The organism is Delftia deserti (genome assembly GCF_042653485.1).
GTDB classification, from domain to species: Bacteria; Pseudomonadota; Gammaproteobacteria; order Burkholderiales; family Burkholderiaceae_C; genus Comamonas; species Comamonas acidovorans.
In genome coordinates this window covers 6316313-6333582 of record NZ_JBHSIH010000001.1, presented here as the reverse complement: position 1 = coordinate 6333582, position 17270 = coordinate 6316313, and the positions used below count along the sequence as shown (strand labels likewise).

Here is a 17270-nt window from a genome sequence, read left to right as displayed (position 1 = left end):
GTTCCCGCTCCATGACCCAGACCCTGCCGGTTCTCTACTCGTTTCGCCGCTGCCCCTACGCCATCCGCGCCCGCCTGGCGCTGGCCCATGCCGGCCTGGCCTGCGAGCTGCGCGAAATCAACCTGCGCAACAAGCCGCAGGCGCTGCTCGACGCATCGCCCAAGGGCACGGTGCCCGTGCTGGTGCTGGAGGACGGCCGCGTGATCGAGCAGAGCCTGGATGTCATGCTGCACGCGCTGCGCGCCAATGACCCGGACGGCTGGCTGGCACCGACCAGCGGTTCGCTGCCGGACATGCTGGCGCTGATCGAGCGCAACGACGGCTTTTTCAAGCACGCCCTGGACCGCTGCAAGTACCCCGAGCGCTACACGGCCGAAGAGGTCAACCACGCCCAGGCCGATGCCCTGACCTGGCTGGCCGAGCTGGACGACCAGCTGGAGGCCACCGGCTACCTGTTCGGCCAGAACCCCAGCCTGGCCGACATGGCGCTGCGCCCCTTCGTGCGCCAGTACGCGCGCATCGACGAGTCCCAATGGAACGAGCAGCCCTGGCCGCAGCTGCAGGCCTGGCTGCAGCGCTGGATCGACTCGGCCCTGTTCGCCGAGGTGATGGAAACCTACCCGGGCTGGGTGCCCGGCACGCGCGGCCCGGTCTTTGCCGCCGGCGGCGTGGGCAGCGACTGACGCCTGCCCGCCCCGTTTGCCCTGCCCCGGGTCGGCAGGGGCTGCGCAAGGCAGGCAAAGCTGGCACAGTGGCAGGCTGTTGCCAACCGCATGAGCCTTCGCCGACATGACCCTCGCCACCCTGCTCGTCTTCTCCCTGGTCGCGCTGATCGCGATCATCACCCCCGGCCCCACCGTGCTGCTGGCCCTGGCCAATGGCTCGCGCCACGGCGTGCGCCGCGCCCTGCCGGGCATGCTGGGCGCCGTGCTGTCGGACTTCGTGCTGGTCGGCGCTGTCGCGCTGGGCCTGGGCGCCCTGCTGGCGGCCTCGGAGTTCTGGTTCTCGGTGGTCAAGTGGGCGGGAGCGGCCTACCTGGCCTGGCTGGGCCTGCGCATGCTGCGCAGCCAGGGCGGATCGCTGTCGGCACCCCAGGGCGACGGCAAGGCAGAGGCCGGCGCCGACGGCTACAGCGCCCGCACCGTGCTGTTCAAATCGTTCCTGGTCGCCGTGACCAATCCCAAGGGCTACCTGTTCTGCTCGGCCCTGCTGCCCCAGTTCATCGACCCGGCGGCCGCCCAGGCGCCGCAGTACATCGCCATTGCGCTGGTGTTCGCGCTCATCGATTTCCTGGTGATGCTGGCCTATGCCTTCGCCGGATCACGCGCCGCGCGGCTGCTGCGCGGGCGGGCCGTGATGTGGCTGGACCGCCTGTGCGGCGGCATGCTGCTGGCGCTGGCAGGCTCGCTGGCCTTCTACCGCCGCGCGTCGAACTAGGCGCGCCGCCCAACAGCCGCGCCTCCCCCACGGCGTCAGCGCGTCGTCCCCATGACATCGTCCAGCTGCAGCACGGCCGCCGCGTTGGCGGTGGTGGTGGCCAGCGTGTCGATGGCGCCGGTGCGCAGCGCGCCCAGGATGGCCGTGACCTTGCTGGATTCGGCCGCCACGGCGATGACGTTGGGTATGCGCAGCAGGTCCTCGCGGCTCAGGCCGATGACGCGGTCCTGCATGGGGGTTGCGGCCGGCTGGCCGTGGATGTCGATGAAGTCGTAGCCCATCATGTCGCCCACCGTGCCCGCGCGGCGGGCGTCCGAGATCTCCTGCGCGGAAAACCAGCCCATGCGGGCCATGTTGCTGTCCACGCTGACATCGCCCACGCCGATGAGGGCGATGTCGGCGCGGCGCGCCTTGTCCAGGGTGTGCCTGACGGTGTCGTTGTCCAGCAGCGCCTTGCGCAGTTGCGGATCGCCCACCAGGGCCGGCGCATAGAGCGATTCGGACTTGCCGCCAAAGCGCGCGGCCAGGCGGCGCGCGATGTGGTCGGCGTTCATCGCCTCCCCGCCACGGTAGGAGCCGCCGATGGCGCTGACGAAGTGGCACTCCCGCCGTGTGGCGGACAGGGCGTGCTCGGAGACCGAGGACACGTTGCGCCCCATGCCCACGGCCACGATGGAGCCATCGACCAGGATGCGCTCCAGCTCGCTGGCCACCAGCCCTGCCAGCAGTTCGCGCTGCCGGTCGGCATCCTTGTGGTCCACCGCGATCAGCGCGCGCTTGATGTGAAAGCGCTCGGTCAGCTGCCGCTCCAGGTCGGCGGACACCAGCGAATGCGGCCGCACGCGGATCTCGACGATGCCCTCTTCCTGCGCGCGGCGCAGCAGCCGCCCGACGGTGGCGCGCGAGATGCCGAACTCCTTGGACAGTTGGTCCTGCGTGCATCCATCGACGTAGTACAGGGTCGCCAGTCGCGTCAGGTCGCTTTCAGTCAAGGGTGCCTCCAAGGGTGCCGGGAAAGGCGCGCAGTGTAGCGCCGCTCACCGGGCCTCGCCAGCGTGGGGCAGCAGCAGGACCTTGACCGAGTCCATGGAATCGGCCACCCGGATGGCGCTCTCCCAGTCCGACAGCGCATAGCGGTGGGTGACGATGCCCTCGGAGGTGACCAGCCCGCGCGCCAGCAGGTCGATGGCGATGGGGTAGCAATGGGCGCTGAGGTGGGCGCCGCGCAGGTCCAGCTCCTTTTCCTCGCCGATGATGGACCAGTCCACCGTGGTCTCGCGCCCGAAGACGCTGAACTCCACGAAGCGGCCGAGCTTGCGCACCAGGTCCAGCCCCTGCGTCACGCCCGAGGGCGCGCCCGTGGTCTCTATGTACACATCGCAGCCATAGCCGTCGGTCAGTGCGTGCACGATGGCGCGGGCGTCCTCGCGCGCGGGGTTGATGGTCACGTCGGCGCCGCAGCGGCGCGCCAGCGCCAGGCGCTGGTCCGACAGGTCCATGACCACCAGCCGGCGCGGCGTCTTCAGGCGCGCCACCTGGGCCATGAGCAGGCCCAGCGTGCCCGCGCCGGCGATCACCACCACATCATCGAGCTGGATGTCGCCGCGGTTGACGGCATGGATGGCGCAGGACAGCGGCTCGGTGATGGCCGCATCCTCGAAGGCCACGCTCTCGGGAATCCGGTGCACCACGGCGCGGGCGGACAGGCGCATGTACTCGGCCATGCCGCCATCGGCCACCTGGCCCTGGAAGCCGTAGACGTCGTGCACCTCGCACATCCAGCGAAAGCCGGTCCTGCAATAGCGGCAGGCGTGGCAGGGCACGATCTGCTCGGCGATCACCCGGTCACCCAGCTGCACGCCGTGGTGCTCCTGGGCACCCTCGCCCACTTCCACCACATGGCCCCAGAACTCGTGGCCCGCGATCACAGGCGGGCGCACATAGGCGGGGCGGCCTTTTTCCGGATCTCCCCAGAAGCGCGGCGCGCCAGCCCAGCATTTGCAGTCGCCCGCGCAAATGCCGCAGGAAGCCACGCGGATGACCAGCTCGCGCGGCCCGGCCTGCGGACGCACGACGCGTTCGAGCCGGTAATCCCTGGGGCCGTGGCAGACCACGGCCAGCATGTTCGTACCGGCGGCATCAGGCAGGGTGTTTTGCATGGAACTCTCCCGGGTTGCAGATGGTGGACAGGACGTGGGCGCAGCGCTTCATGCCCTGCGGCGCGAACTGTCGAGCAGCACGGCGCCGACGATGATCACGCCCTTGATCAGCTGCTGGTAGTACGAGGACACGCCCAGCAGGTTCAGCCCGTTGTTGATCACGCCGATGAGCAGGGCACCGACGACCGTGCCGCCCAGGCTGCCCGTGCCGCCCGACAGGCTGGTGCCGCCGATCACCACGGCCGCGATGGCGTCCAGCTCGTAGGACACGCCGGCCTGCGGCAGCGCCGCCGTGGTGCGCGACGCCAGCAAAATGCCGGCCAGCCCCGCGAGCAGGCCGCTGACCACATAGACCAGCAGCACGATGGCGCGGGTGTTGATGCCGCTGGTCTTGGCGCTGCGCAGGTTGCCGCCCACGGCGTAGATGTAGCGGCCATACACGGTGTAGCGCAGCACGAAGGCGAACACCGCGACGGCAACGGCAAAGATCACGATGGGCATGGGCACGGGGCCCAGCTGGCCGGCGCCGATGGCAAGAAAGCCGTCGGGCAGCTCGGACACCGGCATGCCGTCGTTGTAGATGTAGGTCAGGCCGCGCGCCGCACTGAGCATGCCCAGCGTGGCCACGAAGGGCGGCACCGCGAACCAGGCCACCAGCAGGCCGTTGACGCCGCCCAGCAGCATGCCCACGCCCAGCCCGGCGCCCACGCTCACCGCCAGCCCCTGGCCATCGGCCGCCAGCCAGGCGCCGACCATGCCGGCCAGCGCCAGGATGGCGCCCACCGACAGATCGATGCCCGCCGTCAGCACCACGCAGGTCATGCCGATGGCCAGGATGCCGTTGATGGAGGTCTGGCGCAGGATGTCGGCCCAGTTGCCCCAGGTCATGAAATGGGGGTTGGCCAACGCCAGCGCCGCGCACAGTGCAACCAGCGCGATGACCACGCCGTAGCGCTCGCGCAGGCTGCGCAGGTCCAGCGCGCGCCGCCCCAAGAGCGGCGGCGAAGATGCGGCTTGAAGATTCGTCATGGAGGACTCCCGCGTTGATGGAAGAAAGGCGTGGGGCCGGCAGGCCGCTCACTGGATGGAGTAGCCCCCGTCGATGACGATGTTCTCGCCCGTCAGCATGCCGGCGTGCGTACCGGCCAGGAACACGACCAGCCGCGCCACCTCCTCGGGCTGCGCAAAGCGGCCCGTGGGGATGAGTGCCCGCATGGCCTCCCCCACCTGCCCGGCCCAGGCCTTGCGGCCCAGCGGCGTGTCCACCACCGTCGGCGAGATGGCGTTGACGGTGATGCCGTCGGACGCCCATTCCAGCGCCAGCACGCGCGTCAGTCCCACCAGGCCCGCCTTGCTGGCGCAATAGGCGGCATGGCGCCTGAGCGCGACCACGCTGGCCTGCGAGGCCAGGTTGATGATGCGGCCGTGGCGCTGGCGGCGCATGGCCGGTGCCACCGCCTGGGCCAGCAGCAGCGGCGCCGTGAGGTTGACGGCCAGCGTGCGCTCCCACGCGGCCTCGCTGACTTCGCCGGCCGGCTCCAGCAGCGCCACGCCGGCGCTGTTGACCAGGATGTCGATGCGGCCCGTGGCCTCCAGCACGGTGGCCACCGCCTGCTCCACGCCCTCGGGCCTGGTCACATCCACCGCCAGCGCCAGGTGGTGCCGGGGCTCCGCCAGGCTGGCAGCGGCCACGTCCAGTGCCTGCCGCTCCAGATCCACCAGGACGACACGCGCACCGCCTTCGGCGAGCTGCCTGGCAATCGCCAGGCCGATGCCGCCCGCGCCGCCGGTGACCAGGGCCGTGCGGCCGTCGAAGTCCCGCTCCAGGCCGGCGGCGCTCATTTGCGCACCTTCTGCAAGAAGGCGTCGGCATTGGCGGGCACGATGGCGGTCCAGGGCACCTCGTAGGATTTGGCCGTGCCATCGCCCCAGGGCATGGCCTGGGCATACTCGCTCCATACCACCGAGCGCGGCCGGTAGGACGGGCCGACTAGCTGGCGCAGCAGCACATCCAGCGCGCCCTGCGCCTGGGCCTGGGCGTCCTGGAAATTGGTGGTCATCTCGCCGCGCTTGACGGCCGTGATGGCGGCGGCCACGCCGTCCACGCCAACGACCGGGATGGTCTTGATGTCGATGCCCTTGGTCTTGATGGCCTGCACCGCGCCCAGGGCCTCGTCGTCGTTCTGGGCGATCACGCCCTGGATCTGGCCCGGGAATGCGGTCAGCCAGTTCTCCATCAGTCCCATGGACTCGGCGCGCGACCAGTTGGCGGTCTTGCGCGCCAGCACCTTCACATCCTTGTGGCGGGCCAGCACCTCGTCATTGCCGCGCGCCCGCTCGATCTGTGCCGACTGGCCTATGGGCCCCTCGATGACGACGATATTGCCCTTGCCGCCGATGGCCTTCATCAGCGCCTCGGCCTGCATGCGGCCGGCCACCACATCGTCATTGCCCACGTAGGAAGTCAGCACATCGCCCTGCACGCGCGTGTTGGAGCCCACCACGGGAATGCCGGCCTTCACCGCCTTCTGCACGGGCGCCGCGCCCGCCTTCAGGTCGATGGGCACGAAGAGGATGCCGTCGTACTTCTGCGTGATCATGGTGTCGAACTGGTTGCTCTGCGTCAGCGCGTCGTAGTTGCCGTCGAACACGGTGATCTGCACCGTGCCGTCCTTCACGGCCGGATGCGCCTTCAGCTCCTTGGTCCACATCTGCATGAACTCGCCCTTGAGCCCATAGACGGCCGCGCCTATGCGATAGGGCTTGGCCGGTGCGGGCACTGGTGCTGGCGCCGACAGCGGGGCCGGAGCCTGGGCCCGGACCTGCGCTGCGGCCAGGAACAGCCCACCGGCAAGCGCGGCTGCAAGCACGGTGGTGAAGCGGAAAAACGGCATGGTCATGTCTCCTGTGTGTTGTGAAAGGCAAGGGGAAAAACGCAGCACGGGCAGCGCCCGGGCTCAGGACGCGAGGTGCATCAGCGCCTCCTGCGTGATGCCGTGGCCGGCCACCACGCGGTCAAGCCGGCCTTTGCGGAAGATGGCGATGCGGTCGCTCAGCTCCAGCAGCTCCGGCGCCTCGGAGGACACCACGACCACGGCATGGCCCTGCGCGGCCAGCGAGGCCAGGAAGGCGTACACCTCGCGCTTGGCGCCTTCGTCGATGCCGCGCGTGGGCTCGTCGCACAGCAGGCAGACGGGGTTGGTGGCCATGCAGCGGGCCAGCACCACCTTCTGCTGGTTGCCGCCGCTCAGGCCGGAGACCGGCATGGCCGGGCTGGCCAGCTTCACGCGCAGGCGCTGCAGCAGGCCACCCACCAGCACGCGCTCTGCCGCGCCATCCACCACCCCGGCGCGCTGCAGGCCCGGCAGTGCGGGCAAGCTGGCGTTGAAGCGCACCGAGGAGCTCATCACCAGCCCCGTGGCCTTGCGGTCCTCGGTCACCACGGCCAGGCCCGCCTTGATCGACGCCGCCGGATTGCCGCGCGGCAGGGGCAGCCCGCCCAGGCTCGCCTGCCCCTGGTCGGCGCGCGTGAGGCCGTACAGGCAGTTGAGGAATTCGCTGCGGCCCGATCCCATCAGTCCGTAGATGCCCAGCACCTCGCCGGGGGCAACGTCCAGGCTGATGTCCTCGAACTCGCCCCGGCGCGTGAGCCCCTGCACCGACAGCAGCGGCTCGCCCGGCGCCGCAGCCCTGCGCTCGCTGGCGGCAGCGCGGACCTCCCGGTCCACGATGAGCTTCACCAGCTGCCGCCGGTCGATATCGGCCAGCGCGCCGGTCTGCACGAAGCCGCCATCGCGGAACACCGTGTAGCTGTCGGCAATGGTGAAGATCTCCGTCAGGCGGTGCGACACGTAGAGGATGCCGGCGCCCTGCGCGGTCACGCGGCGTATCGCGTCGAAGAGAATGGCGGTCTCGCTTTCGCCGATGGCCGAGGTGGGCTCGTCCATGATGATCAGCTCGCTTTGCCGGCTCAGGGCCTTGGCAATCTCCACCAGCTGGGTCTGCGCCAGGCTCAGGCGGCCCATCTGCGCACGCGGATCGATATCGAAGCCCAGCTGCCTGAGCAGCGCATCCGCCTGCTCCAGCAGCGCGGCATGGCGGACCACTATGCCGGCGCGCCGGGGCTCGCGGCCCAGGAAGATGTTCTCGGCCACGCTCATGCCCGGGATGGGCGACAGCTCCTGCGTGATGATGGACAGGCGGTGCGCCAGCGCCTCGTGCGGCGTGGCGAAATCCACCGGCCGGCCCTTGAGCAGTATCTCGCCGGCATCGCGCCGCAACAGGCCCATCACGATGTTCAGGAAGGTGGACTTGCCTGCGCCATTGCCGCCGCACAGCGCGTGCACGCTGCCGGCCTGCAGCTCAAGGCAGCCGTTGCGCAGCGCAGGCACGCCGCCGAAGCCCTTGGCCACCCCGCGAGCCTGCAGCAGTGCGGTGCCGGTGCGGGTGCCGGTGCCCATGGTCACGCGCCCTGCCCGCGCCCGGCCGCGGCGGCCTGCGAGCGTTCGAAGCCGGTGATGGCATCCACCTTCAGGGCCGAGCTGCCGCCATCGAAGCGCGATGCGAGGAAGCGGTCCACGATGGCCTTGGCCAGCTCCACCCCGATCACGCGCGAGCCCAGCGTGATGATCTGCGCGTCGTTGCTGCGGCTGGCGCGCTCGGCCGAATAGGTGTCATGCGCCTGCGCGGCGCGGATGCCCGCCACCTTGTTGGCGGCAATGGCCATGCCTATGCCCGTGCCGCACAGGAGAACGCCGCGCTCATGGCGGCCCTGGACGATGGCCTGCGCCACCGCGATGCCGATGTCGGGGTAGAGCACCGGCTCGCCGTCGTGCGTGCCGAAGTCGGCCACTTCGTGGCCCTGGGCCAGCAGATGCTGCTTCACGGCGTTCTTGAGGTCGCAGGCGGCTTCGTCGCAGCCGATGGCCAGCTTCATGGCATTCCCTTCATTACAAAAGACCATCGAATGATCATTTGATCAATATTTTCTGAGAGTCTTCTCAATCGAAGAGCGGTTGTCAAACGACGAAAGCCATGCACATCGGCAATACAAAGGCGTAACCTATTGAATTTTCTACAAATTCCATCAAATCCTATCGTTTTCCCTTGGCTATTGAATAGCCAAAAGGCATTGACATGTCAATTTCAACAAATCAAAAATGACCATTCAATGATCATATGAACAGTCTTCGGCACACCCGCCGGGACCGCACCTGGAGGAGACAAAGGCATGACGACCAACCGCGTGATCAACGACCCCGACCGGGTGGTGGAGGACATGCTCCAGGGATGGATCGCCGCCCATGGCGACACCCTGCGCATCGACGCCGGCAATGCCCGCGTCGTGCGCCTGCATGGCGCGCCACGCAGGGGCAAGGTGGGCATCGTGACGGGCGGCGGGTCGGGGCACGAGCCGGCCTTTCTGGGCTATGTGGGCGCAGGCCTGTGCGACGCCGCCGCCGTGGGCGAGGTCTTCTCGTCCCCCACGGCCAAAAGCTTCTACGACGCCATGAGCGCAGCCGATGGCGGCGCCGGCGTGGCCTGCCTGTATGGCAACTACGCGGGCGACAACATGAACGTGGCCATGGCCGTGCAGATGGCCGCGGCCGAAGGCATGGCGGTCAGGACCGTGGTGGCCAACGACGACGTGCCTTCTGCCGCGCGGGGCGACGAGGCCAGCCGCCGCGGCGTGGCCGGCGAGATCCTGATGTGGAAGGTGGCGGGCGCCCGGGCGGCCATGGGCGCCAGCCTCGACGAAGTGATCGCCATCGCCCGGCACGCCATGGCCCGCACGCGCAGCATCGGCATCGGCCTGTCGGCATGCACCATTCCCGCCGTGGGCAAGGCCAACTTCCATATCGAGCGCGGCAGCATGGAGGTCGGCATTGGCCACCATGGCGAGCCCGGCATGTCCGTGCACCGCACGGCCACGGCGGCCGATATGGCCGAGCGCATGCTGGACACCCTGCTGCCCGACCTGCCCTTCGCCCCGGGCGACCGCGTGGCCGTGCTGCTGTCCGGCCTGGGCGCCACGCCGCTGATGGAGCAGTACATCCTCTATGGCGAGGTCGCCCGGCGCCTGCGCGAACGCGGCATGCAGGTGGCCTTCCGGCTGGTGGGCAACCTCTTCACCTCGCTGGAGATGATGGGCATCACGCTCACGCTGATGCAGCTGGACGACGAGCTGCTGGCCTGCCTCGAGGCGCCCTGCCAGTCAGTCGCCCTGACCCTGGCCGGCGGGCTGCCGCCCCAGCCGCAGGACGCCATTCCAACGCCGCCCTCTGTTCCGGCACGGACGCCGGCACAGGCGCAGGAACAGGCCCAGGAACAAGCACAAACCGCCCGCCCCAAAGCCGCAAGGCGCATCAGCCAAGGGCCGGCCATCGTGCTCGATGGCGCGGGCAGCACCGTGCGTGAACTGATCACGGCCATCGTCAGCCACCGGGAGTTCCTGAGCGAGATCGACGGCCTGATCGGCGATGGCGATCACGGCATCAACATGGCCAAGGGCTTTTCCGGCTGCGGCGCACGGCTCGATGCCATGGACGCCAGCCAGGCGGCGCAACTGCCTGCGGCGCTTCAGCAGCTGTCCCAGGCCTTGATGGACGATATCGGCGGCTCCATGGGCCCGCTGTACGGCAGCTTCTTCCAAGGCTTCGCCGATGTTCTTGGGCCGGAGCAGGAGATGGATGCCATCCTGTTCGGCCAGGCGCTGGCGCGGGCCGTCGCCGATGTGCAGGAGATGGGCAAGGCCCAGGTGGGCGACAAGACCCTCATCGACACGCTGGCCCCGTCCCTGCAGGCCTACCGGCAATCGCTGCAGGCCGGCGCCGGTTTCCGCGAGGCGCTGCAGGCCATGGAGGCCGCGGCCGAGGCGGGCAAGGAATCCACGCGCCACCTGCAGGCCCGCATCGGGCGCTCGGCCCGGCTGGGGCCGCGCTCCATTGGCGTGCTGGACGCGGGCGCCACGTCCTGCTGGCTCATCCTGAGCACCCTGGCGCAGTCGCTGCAGCGGCGACTGGCGCAAGGCTCAGCCTAGGGCTCAGCGCCTGCGGGCAGCGCCGCGCACCAGCAGCACCAAGACGGCCACGCTCATGATGGCGAAGCAGATGAAGGACCAGTTGGCGATGGAGCCGCCCAGGAAGCTCCAGTCCACGGCGGCGCAGTCGCCCGAGCCACGGAAGATCATGGGCACGGCACGGCTGATGGAGTAGTTCTCGATCATTCCGTAGAAGTCGCGGCCGCAGGTGGCGAACTCGGGCGGATACCACTGCAGCCAGCTCTGGCGCGCGGCGACGAAGGCGCCAAAGCCTGCAGCCACCAGCGCCAGCACGCCCCAGCTGATCAGCCAGCCGCGACCGCCGCGCACACTGCCCAGGCCCGTGAAGAGGGCCACGCCGATCAATGCATAGCGCTGCACGATGCACATCGGGCAGGGCTCCAGCCCGACCACATGCTGCAGATACATGCCGAAGGCCAGCATGGCCACGCAGGCCAGGCTGATGAGCGCCAGGATGCGGCGCGGAGCGTTGTCAAACCATTGAAGCATTCTTGTCTTTCGTCACCCGGTTGAATGAAATCAGGGCTGCGGCGCCGGCCCGGCGCTGCAGCCCTGTTCAGCGGGTGCAGGAAGCCGTTGCCGCGCCGTCAGATGCCAGCCGCCTCGTCCAGGAACACCTTGGCACGGCGCGGTGTCACCACCAGGGTTTCCCCCTCGCGCAGGGCCATGTCCCTGAACTGCTGCGCAGGAATCTGCGCCTCGATCAGGCCACCCTCTTCGGCATTGTCCGTGCTTTCGGTGCTCTCCGATGGAATAAGTTCCAGGCGCGCAATGGGCCCCACGACGATGGCGCGGGCCAGCTGCACGACGATGCCCGTGGGCCGTCCCTGGACGTCCAGGTTCTGGCCGGGCGAGTAGCGCTCCACCTCCAGATCGTGCGGGCGCACATAGGCGAAGGCCTTGCTGTCGCTGGCGCCCTTGGCGTCGTGGCTGTCCAGCTGGGTGCCGTCGTCCAGGTAGACGCGGCCATCGCTGGCACGGCCCTTGAACAGGTTGACATCGCCCAGGAAGCCGTAGACGAAGGGCGTGGCCGGGTTGTCCCAGACCTGCTGGGGCGTGCCCTCCTGCTCGATGCGGCCCTGGTTGATGACGACCACGCGGTCGGCCACCTCCAGTGCCTCCTCCTGGTCGTGGGTCACGAAGATGGAGGTCACGTGCAGCTCGTCATGCAGGCGGCGCAGCCAGCGGCGCAGCTCCTTGCGCACCTTGGCATCCAGCGCGCCGAAGGGCTCGTCGAGCAGCAGCACCTTGGGCTCCACCGCCAGGGCGCGGGCCAGGGCAATGCGCTGGCGCTGGCCGCCCGACAGCTGGGACGGGAAGCGTTCGGCAATCCAGTCCAGCTGCACCAGCTTGAGCAGGCTCATCACCTTCTCGCGGATCTGGGCCTCGCTGGGGCGCTGGCTGCGCGGCTTCACGCGCAGGCCGAAGGCCACGTTCTCGAACACGGTCATGTGGCGGAACAGCGCGTAGTGCTGGAACACGAAGCCCACGTTGCGCTCGCGCACATGGACATCGGTGGTGTCTTCGCCGCTGAAGTGGATGCTGCCCACGTCGGGCGTCTCCAGCCCCGCGATGATGCGCAGCAGCGTGGTCTTGCCGCAGCCCGAGGGGCCGAGCAGTGCGATGAGTTCGCCGGACTGGATGTCCAGGCTCACATCGCGCAGGGCCTGGAAATCGCCGAACTGCTTGCTGACGTTGCGTATTTCAATGCTCATGGTCTTGCTCTTGCTTTTGTCTGGTCGGGGCCGGGGTTCAGGACACCTGCGGCACCTGGGATGCCTGGGACGCCTGGGAAGACGCCGTGGGGCGCTCGGGAGGCAGGTCGGCAGCGGCCTTGGCCTGCTGCTCGGCACGCCACTCGGCCACCGACTTGATGACCAGGGTCACCAGCGCCAGCAGGGCCAGCAGCGAGGCGGCAGCGAAGGCGGCAACGGACTGGTACTCGTTGTAGAGGATCTCCACATGCAGCGGAATGGTGTTGGTCTGGCCGCGGATGTGGCCCGAGACCACCGACACTGCGCCGAACTCGCCCATGGCACGCGCATTGCACAGGATCACGCCGTACAGCAGGCCCCACTTGATGTTGGGCACGGTGACCTTCCAGAAGGTCTGCCAGCCCGTGGCACCCAGCACGATGGCGGCCTGCTCCTCGTCGCTGCCCTGCGCCTGCATCAGCGGGATCAGCTCGCGGGCGATGAAGGGGAAGGTCACGAAGATGGTGGCCAGCACGATGCCGGGCACGGCGAAGATGATCTTGATGTCATGCTCGGCCAGCCAGGGGCCGAACCAGCCATGGGCACCGAACACCAGCACGTACATCAGGCCCGCCACCACGGGCGAGATCGAGAACGGCAGGTCGATCAGGGTGATCAGAAAGGCCTTGCCCCGGAACTCGAACTTGGCGATGCACCAGGCCGCCGCCACGCCGAACACCAGGTTCACCGGCACGGCGATCAGCGCCGTGATCAGGGTCAGCTTGATGGCCGACCAGGCATCGGGCTCCTGCAGGCCGGCGACATAGGCATCCCAGCCCTTGCGCAGCGCCTCGGTGAACACGGCCGCCAGCGGCAGCACGAGGAACAGGCCGATGAAGATCAGCGCAATGCCCGTGAGAATCCAGCGCACGGCGCGCGGCTCGGTGGTGGTGAGCTTTTCGCGCCGGCCCTTCGGGGGCGCCGTGAGCCTGTACAGCACCAGCACGGCGACCAGCACCGCGCCAATGATCTTGAGAAGCAGAGCTTCCTGTGGAGACAACGCCATCTCAAGCCCCTCCCGAATGCTTGCGCTGCCATGCCTGCAGCGCGTTGATGACCAGCAGCATCACGAAGGAGAACAGCAGCATCACCACGGCCACGGCCGTGGCGCCTGCGTAGTCGTATTGCTCCAGCTTGCCGATGATGATCAGCGGTGTGATCTCGGAAATCATGGGCATGTTGCCCGCGATGAAGATGACCGATCCGTACTCGCCGATGGCGCGCGCGAAGGCCATGGCAAAGCCCGTGAGCAGCGCGGGCGTGATGGCCGGCAGGATCACCTTGTAGAAGATCTGCCAGCGCGAGGCGCCCAGGCTGGTGGCGGCTTCCTCCAGCTCCTTCTCGGAGTCTTCCAGCACCGGCTGCACCGTGCGCACGACAAAGGGCAGGCCGATGAAGATCAGCGCAATGACCACGCCGTTCGGGTTGAAGGCCAGCTGTATGCCGTAGGGCTCCAGGTACTGGCCCACCCAGCCGTTGCCGGCCAGCAAGGCGGTCAGCGAAATGCCGGCCACGGCCGTGGGCAGGGCAAAGGGCAGGTCCACCAGGGCATCGACGATCTTCTTGCCCGGGAACTTGTAGCGCACCAGCACCCAGGCGATCAGCAGGCCGAACACCAGGTTCACGCAGGCCGCCGCAAACGAGGCGCCAAACGTCAACCGGTACGAGGCCAGCACGCGCGGCGAGGCCACGGCCTCCCAGAACTGGGGCCAGGTGAGCGAGAAGGTCTTGAACAGCAGTGCCGACAACGGGATCAGCACGATCAGGCTCAGATAAAACAGCGTATAGCCCAAGGTCAGCCCGAAGCCGGGCAAAACGCGCTTGGCGCCGCGCCCTTTGCGCGCCGCACCGGACGGTGCGGGCACAGGAGCGTCGGCGCCAGGCCTTGGGCTGGTCGGAACGGCAGACACCATGTTGGATTCCAAATCAGCCAATGTGGGGAGGTGGCCTCAGGCGGACTGCGCCGCCTTCATGCCTGCTTGCGTGCTTACTTGCCGGGGACGTAGATCTTGTCGAACTGTCCGCCGTCGTTGAAGTGCACCTTCTGGGCTTCGGACAGCGAGCCGAAATACTTGGCCACGGTGAACTGCTTGATGGGCTTGAACACATCGGCATGCTTCTTGAGCACGGCCTCGGAGCGGGGACGCAGCGCGTGCTGTGCGGCGATCTCCTGGGCCTCGTCGGAGTAAAGCCAGGCCAGGTAGTCATGGGCCAGCTGGCCCGTGCCCTTCTTGGCCACGGTGCGCTCGACCACGGCCACGGGGTTCTCGGCCACGATGGACACCGAGGGATGGACGGCATCGACCTTGCCCTTGCCGAATTCGCGTTCGACCGAGACCACTTCGGACTCGAACGTGATCAGCACGTCGCCGATGTTGCGCTGCAGGAAGATGCTGGTCGCGTCGCGGCCGCCCTTGCCCAGCACGGGCACGTTCTTGTAGAGCTGCTGCACGAACTCGGCGGCCTGCGCATCGGTGCCGCCCTTCTCGCGCACCGAACCCCAGGCCGCCAGGTAGGCGTAGCGGCCATTGCCGCCCGTCTTGGGATTGACCACCACGACCTTCACGTCGGGACGGATCAGGTCGCTCCAGTCCTTGATGTTCTTGGGATTGCCGTTGCGCACCAGGAACAGCATGGTCGAGGTGGTGGGCGAGGCGTCATTGGGGAATTTCTTGGCCCAGTCCTTGGCGACCACGCCGCTGTCGGCCAGGAATTGCACATCGGTCGTGGTGTTGAAGGTCACCACATCGGCGGCCAGGCCGTCGTTGACGGCACGCGCCTGGGCGCTGGAGCCGCCGTGCGATTGATCCACCTTGATGTCCACGCCCTTGGTCTTCTTGTAATGGGCGACGAAGGCGGCGTTGTAGTCCTTGTAGAACTCGCGTGCCACGTCGTAGGAGACGTTGAGCAGCTGGTTCTGCGCCGATACCGTTCCGGCGGCGGCCAGCGCCAGGGTGGCCAACAAAGTCTTGAGCTTCAAAGAATGCATGGTTCGCTGCCTTTTTATCAGTGGACATTTCTGCGATGGATTCACAGACAGTCACATTGTGCGAACGCCGGCTTAAAACTCAAAAGAATATATTTTTGTTTGTTAATGGCCTGTCACCATATAAAGAACCTGCCCTGCCTGCGGTCACCCGCCGGCCCATCACAGACCGGCAGCCCATGGCGCGCCCGCGCCAGTGCCCGCAGAGACGGAGGCATGCGCAGCCGCCACACGCGGCGGACGCGGCGAGCGCGGCGAACGCACGGCAGGCCGGGGCTGTGCCGGCTGCCAGCTGTCGCCCTGCGTCAGCGACTGCAGCAGCGCCAGGCCCAGGGGCCAGTCGCCAAAGCCTGATTCGACATTGATGTGCCCCGCGTTCTGCAGCCGCACGAACTCGCTTCCCCAGGCCCGCGCATAGGCGCCGGCCCGGCGGATCGGACAGTAGGGGTCGTTGCTGCTGGCCACCAGCACGCTGCGGTACGGCAGCGGCGCATAGGGCACGGGTGCAAAGTCGGCCAACTGGGCACGGCGCTCGGGATCGGCCGGCGCCACCAGCAGCGCACCCCGCACACGCGCACTGGCCTCGGGGCCCAGGTGCGCGGCCGTGATGCAGCCCAGGCTGTGGGCTGCCAGCACCACGGGCTCGGGCCGGGACAGCACCAGTTGCTCCAGCGCGGCCACCCAGGGATCGCGGTGCGGCACCAGCCAGTCGTCCTGCTCCACGCGCTCGGCATGCGGCAGCTGCTGCGCCCACAGGCTTTGCCAGTGGTCAGGGCCGGAGTTGCGCCAGCCGGGCACGATGATGATGCGGTGGGGATTCATGGGTTCTCCTGGACTGTCCATTGCTGGACATGGGCCCCGATTGTGGAGAACACCGCCAACTATCCCAACGAACGTTTTGTTGTTTTCTTATGGCGTGGCGAGGTGCAACCCAACCCTAGCGTACCGCCGGCTCGCGCGTGGCATGGCTGTTGCGCCCTGGCACGGTCTCGCCGAGGAAGTCCAGGAAATGCCGCACGGCCGGCGCCAGGCCGCGCCGCGAGGGGAAGACCGCGTGCACGATGCCCTGGGGCGGCTCCCAGCCCGGCAGCAGGTGCACGAGCCGGCCCTCGGCCAGTTCCTCGTGGCACATGTAGTCGGGCAGCCAGCACATGCCGCTGCCGGCCAGCGCAGCGAATTTCAGCGTCAGCAGGTCATCCACCACATAGCGCGGCTGCAGTTGCAGGCGTTGCTCGCGGCCTTCGGGGCCGACCAGCAGCAGGCTGGACTGGCCATCCACCGCCGACATGGACATGCTGTCCAGGTGCTGCAGGTCGGCCAGGGCGCGCGGCGTGCCCTGGCGCTCCAGCAGCTCCGGGCTGGCCACGAGGATCTGGCGCGCCACATCCAGCCGCTTGACGACCATGGAGCCGCTGTCCTCCAGGCTGGGGCGCACGCGCAGCGCCACGTCGATGCCCTCCTCCACCAGATTCACGGGCCGGTTGGTCACCTGCATCTCCACATGCACCAGCGGGCAGCGCTGCAGGAACTGGGGCATGAGCTCGCCCAGCACGGTCTGGGCCAGGGTCACGGGGCAGCTCACGCGGATGGTGCCGCGCGGCTCGGTCTGCACCTCGGCCACGGTGTCGGCGGCGGCCAGGGCCGCATCGCGCATGGCCTGGCAATGGCGCAGATAGGCCTCGCCCACCTGGGTCAGCGACAGCTTGCGCGTGGTGCGCTGCAGCAGGCGCACGCCCAGCCGGGCCTCCAGCTCCGCCACGCGCCGCGACAGCCGCGACTTGGGTATGCCCAGCGCCCGCCCGGCAGAGGCGAAGCCGCCGCGCTCCACCACCTCGGCGAAGTACAGCATGTCGTTGAGATCCATCATGTCGCGC

Annotated in this window: 17 protein-coding genes; 3 read left to right on the top strand and 14 right to left on the bottom strand. The window is 68.3% G+C overall.

Features of this window, described 5'->3' with window-relative positions:
* The first annotated feature begins 11 nt into the window (after window positions 1-11).
* Both ACFPFG_RS29835 and ACFPFG_RS29830 read left to right on the top strand, forming a co-directional pair.
* Entirely contained in the window at window positions 12-683 is a 672-nt protein-coding gene (locus tag ACFPFG_RS29835; RefSeq protein WP_197955856.1) for a glutathione S-transferase, read from the top strand.
* A gap of 106 nt (window positions 684-789) precedes the next feature.
* Window positions 790-1437 carry a LysE family translocator gene (locus ACFPFG_RS29830; protein WP_013801705.1) on the top strand — a complete coding sequence of 216 codons (648 nt, stop codon included), beginning with the start codon at window positions 790-792 and terminating at the stop codon, window positions 1435-1437.
* 35 nt (window positions 1438-1472) lie between these two features.
* On the opposite strand, the gene ACFPFG_RS29825 is transcribed toward ACFPFG_RS29830, so the two are convergent.
* From ACFPFG_RS29825 to rpiB, 7 genes are all read right to left on the bottom strand, one after another.
* Window positions 1473-2429: a sugar-binding transcriptional regulator gene (locus tag ACFPFG_RS29825; RefSeq protein WP_012206377.1), complete on the bottom strand. Its 957-nt coding sequence runs from the start codon at window positions 2427-2429 to the stop codon at window positions 1473-1475.
* A 45-nt stretch (window positions 2430-2474) separates the two neighbouring features.
* Window positions 2475-3596 carry an alcohol dehydrogenase catalytic domain-containing protein gene (locus tag ACFPFG_RS29820; protein ID WP_380109492.1) on the bottom strand — a complete coding sequence of 374 codons (1122 nt, stop codon included), beginning with the start codon at window positions 3594-3596 and terminating at the stop codon, window positions 2475-2477.
* Between the two features lie 48 nt (window positions 3597-3644).
* Window positions 3645-4625 (bottom strand): ABC transporter permease, encoded by a 981-nt coding sequence (locus ACFPFG_RS29815; protein ID WP_016448253.1) that lies wholly within the window; start codon window positions 4623-4625, stop codon window positions 3645-3647.
* A gap of 48 nt (window positions 4626-4673) precedes the next feature.
* Window positions 4674-5438 carry a GolD/DthD family dehydrogenase gene (locus ACFPFG_RS29810; protein WP_380109488.1) on the bottom strand — a complete coding sequence of 255 codons (765 nt, stop codon included), beginning with the start codon at window positions 5436-5438 and terminating at the stop codon, window positions 4674-4676.
* Window positions 5435-6490 carry a substrate-binding domain-containing protein gene (locus ACFPFG_RS29805; protein WP_126312055.1) on the bottom strand — a complete coding sequence of 352 codons (1056 nt, stop codon included), beginning with the start codon at window positions 6488-6490 and terminating at the stop codon, window positions 5435-5437. Before ACFPFG_RS29805 ends, ACFPFG_RS29810 begins: the two co-directional genes overlap by 4 nt.
* 63 nt (window positions 6491-6553) lie before the next feature.
* A complete protein-coding gene (locus ACFPFG_RS29800) occupies window positions 6554-8056 on the bottom strand; it encodes a sugar ABC transporter ATP-binding protein (protein ID WP_380109486.1) in 1503 nt (500 codons plus the stop codon).
* A gap of 2 nt (window positions 8057-8058) precedes the next feature.
* On the bottom strand, window positions 8059-8532 hold the full coding sequence (gene rpiB, locus ACFPFG_RS29795; RefSeq protein ID WP_012206383.1) for a ribose 5-phosphate isomerase B: 474 nt from the start codon (window positions 8530-8532) through the stop codon (window positions 8059-8061).
* Window positions 8533-8826: 294 nt separating this feature from the next.
* Here rpiB and dhaL point away from each other — a divergent pair, with 294 nt between their 5' ends.
* Window positions 8827-10635 (top strand): dihydroxyacetone kinase subunit DhaL, encoded by a 1809-nt coding sequence (gene dhaL / locus ACFPFG_RS29790; protein WP_380109484.1) that lies wholly within the window; start codon window positions 8827-8829, stop codon window positions 10633-10635.
* 3 nt (window positions 10636-10638) lie between these two features.
* Here the strand turns inward: dhaL and ACFPFG_RS29785 are convergent, their stop codons facing one another.
* The 7 genes from ACFPFG_RS29785 to ACFPFG_RS29755 form a co-directional block, all read right to left on the bottom strand.
* On the bottom strand, window positions 10639-11145 hold the full coding sequence (locus ACFPFG_RS29785) for a disulfide bond formation protein B (protein ID WP_012206385.1): 507 nt from the start codon (window positions 11143-11145) through the stop codon (window positions 10639-10641).
* 98 nt (window positions 11146-11243) lie between these two features.
* On the bottom strand, window positions 11244-12371 hold the full coding sequence (locus tag ACFPFG_RS29780; RefSeq protein ID WP_013801698.1) for a sulfate/molybdate ABC transporter ATP-binding protein: 1128 nt from the start codon (window positions 12369-12371) through the stop codon (window positions 11244-11246).
* A gap of 37 nt (window positions 12372-12408) precedes the next feature.
* Window positions 12409-13416 carry a sulfate ABC transporter permease subunit CysW gene (gene cysW / locus ACFPFG_RS29775; protein WP_081816218.1) on the bottom strand — a complete coding sequence of 336 codons (1008 nt, stop codon included), beginning with the start codon at window positions 13414-13416 and terminating at the stop codon, window positions 12409-12411.
* A 1-nt stretch (window position 13417) separates the two neighbouring features.
* On the bottom strand, window positions 13418-14323 hold the full coding sequence (cysT, locus tag ACFPFG_RS29770) for a sulfate ABC transporter permease subunit CysT (protein ID WP_013801696.1): 906 nt from the start codon (window positions 14321-14323) through the stop codon (window positions 13418-13420).
* A 74-nt stretch (window positions 14324-14397) separates the two neighbouring features.
* Window positions 14398-15399, bottom strand: coding sequence for a sulfate ABC transporter substrate-binding protein (locus ACFPFG_RS29765; RefSeq protein ID WP_183021868.1), 1002 nt, complete (start codon window positions 15397-15399; stop codon window positions 14398-14400).
* A gap of 159 nt (window positions 15400-15558) precedes the next feature.
* Entirely contained in the window at window positions 15559-16218 is a 660-nt protein-coding gene (locus tag ACFPFG_RS29760; RefSeq protein WP_312378296.1) for an RBBP9/YdeN family alpha/beta hydrolase, read from the bottom strand.
* A 115-nt stretch (window positions 16219-16333) separates the two neighbouring features.
* Complete coding sequence (locus ACFPFG_RS29755; protein WP_016453282.1) at window positions 16334-17263, bottom strand: LysR family transcriptional regulator; 930 nt, start codon at window positions 17261-17263, stop codon at window positions 16334-16336.
* Window positions 17264-17270 lie beyond the last annotated feature (7 nt).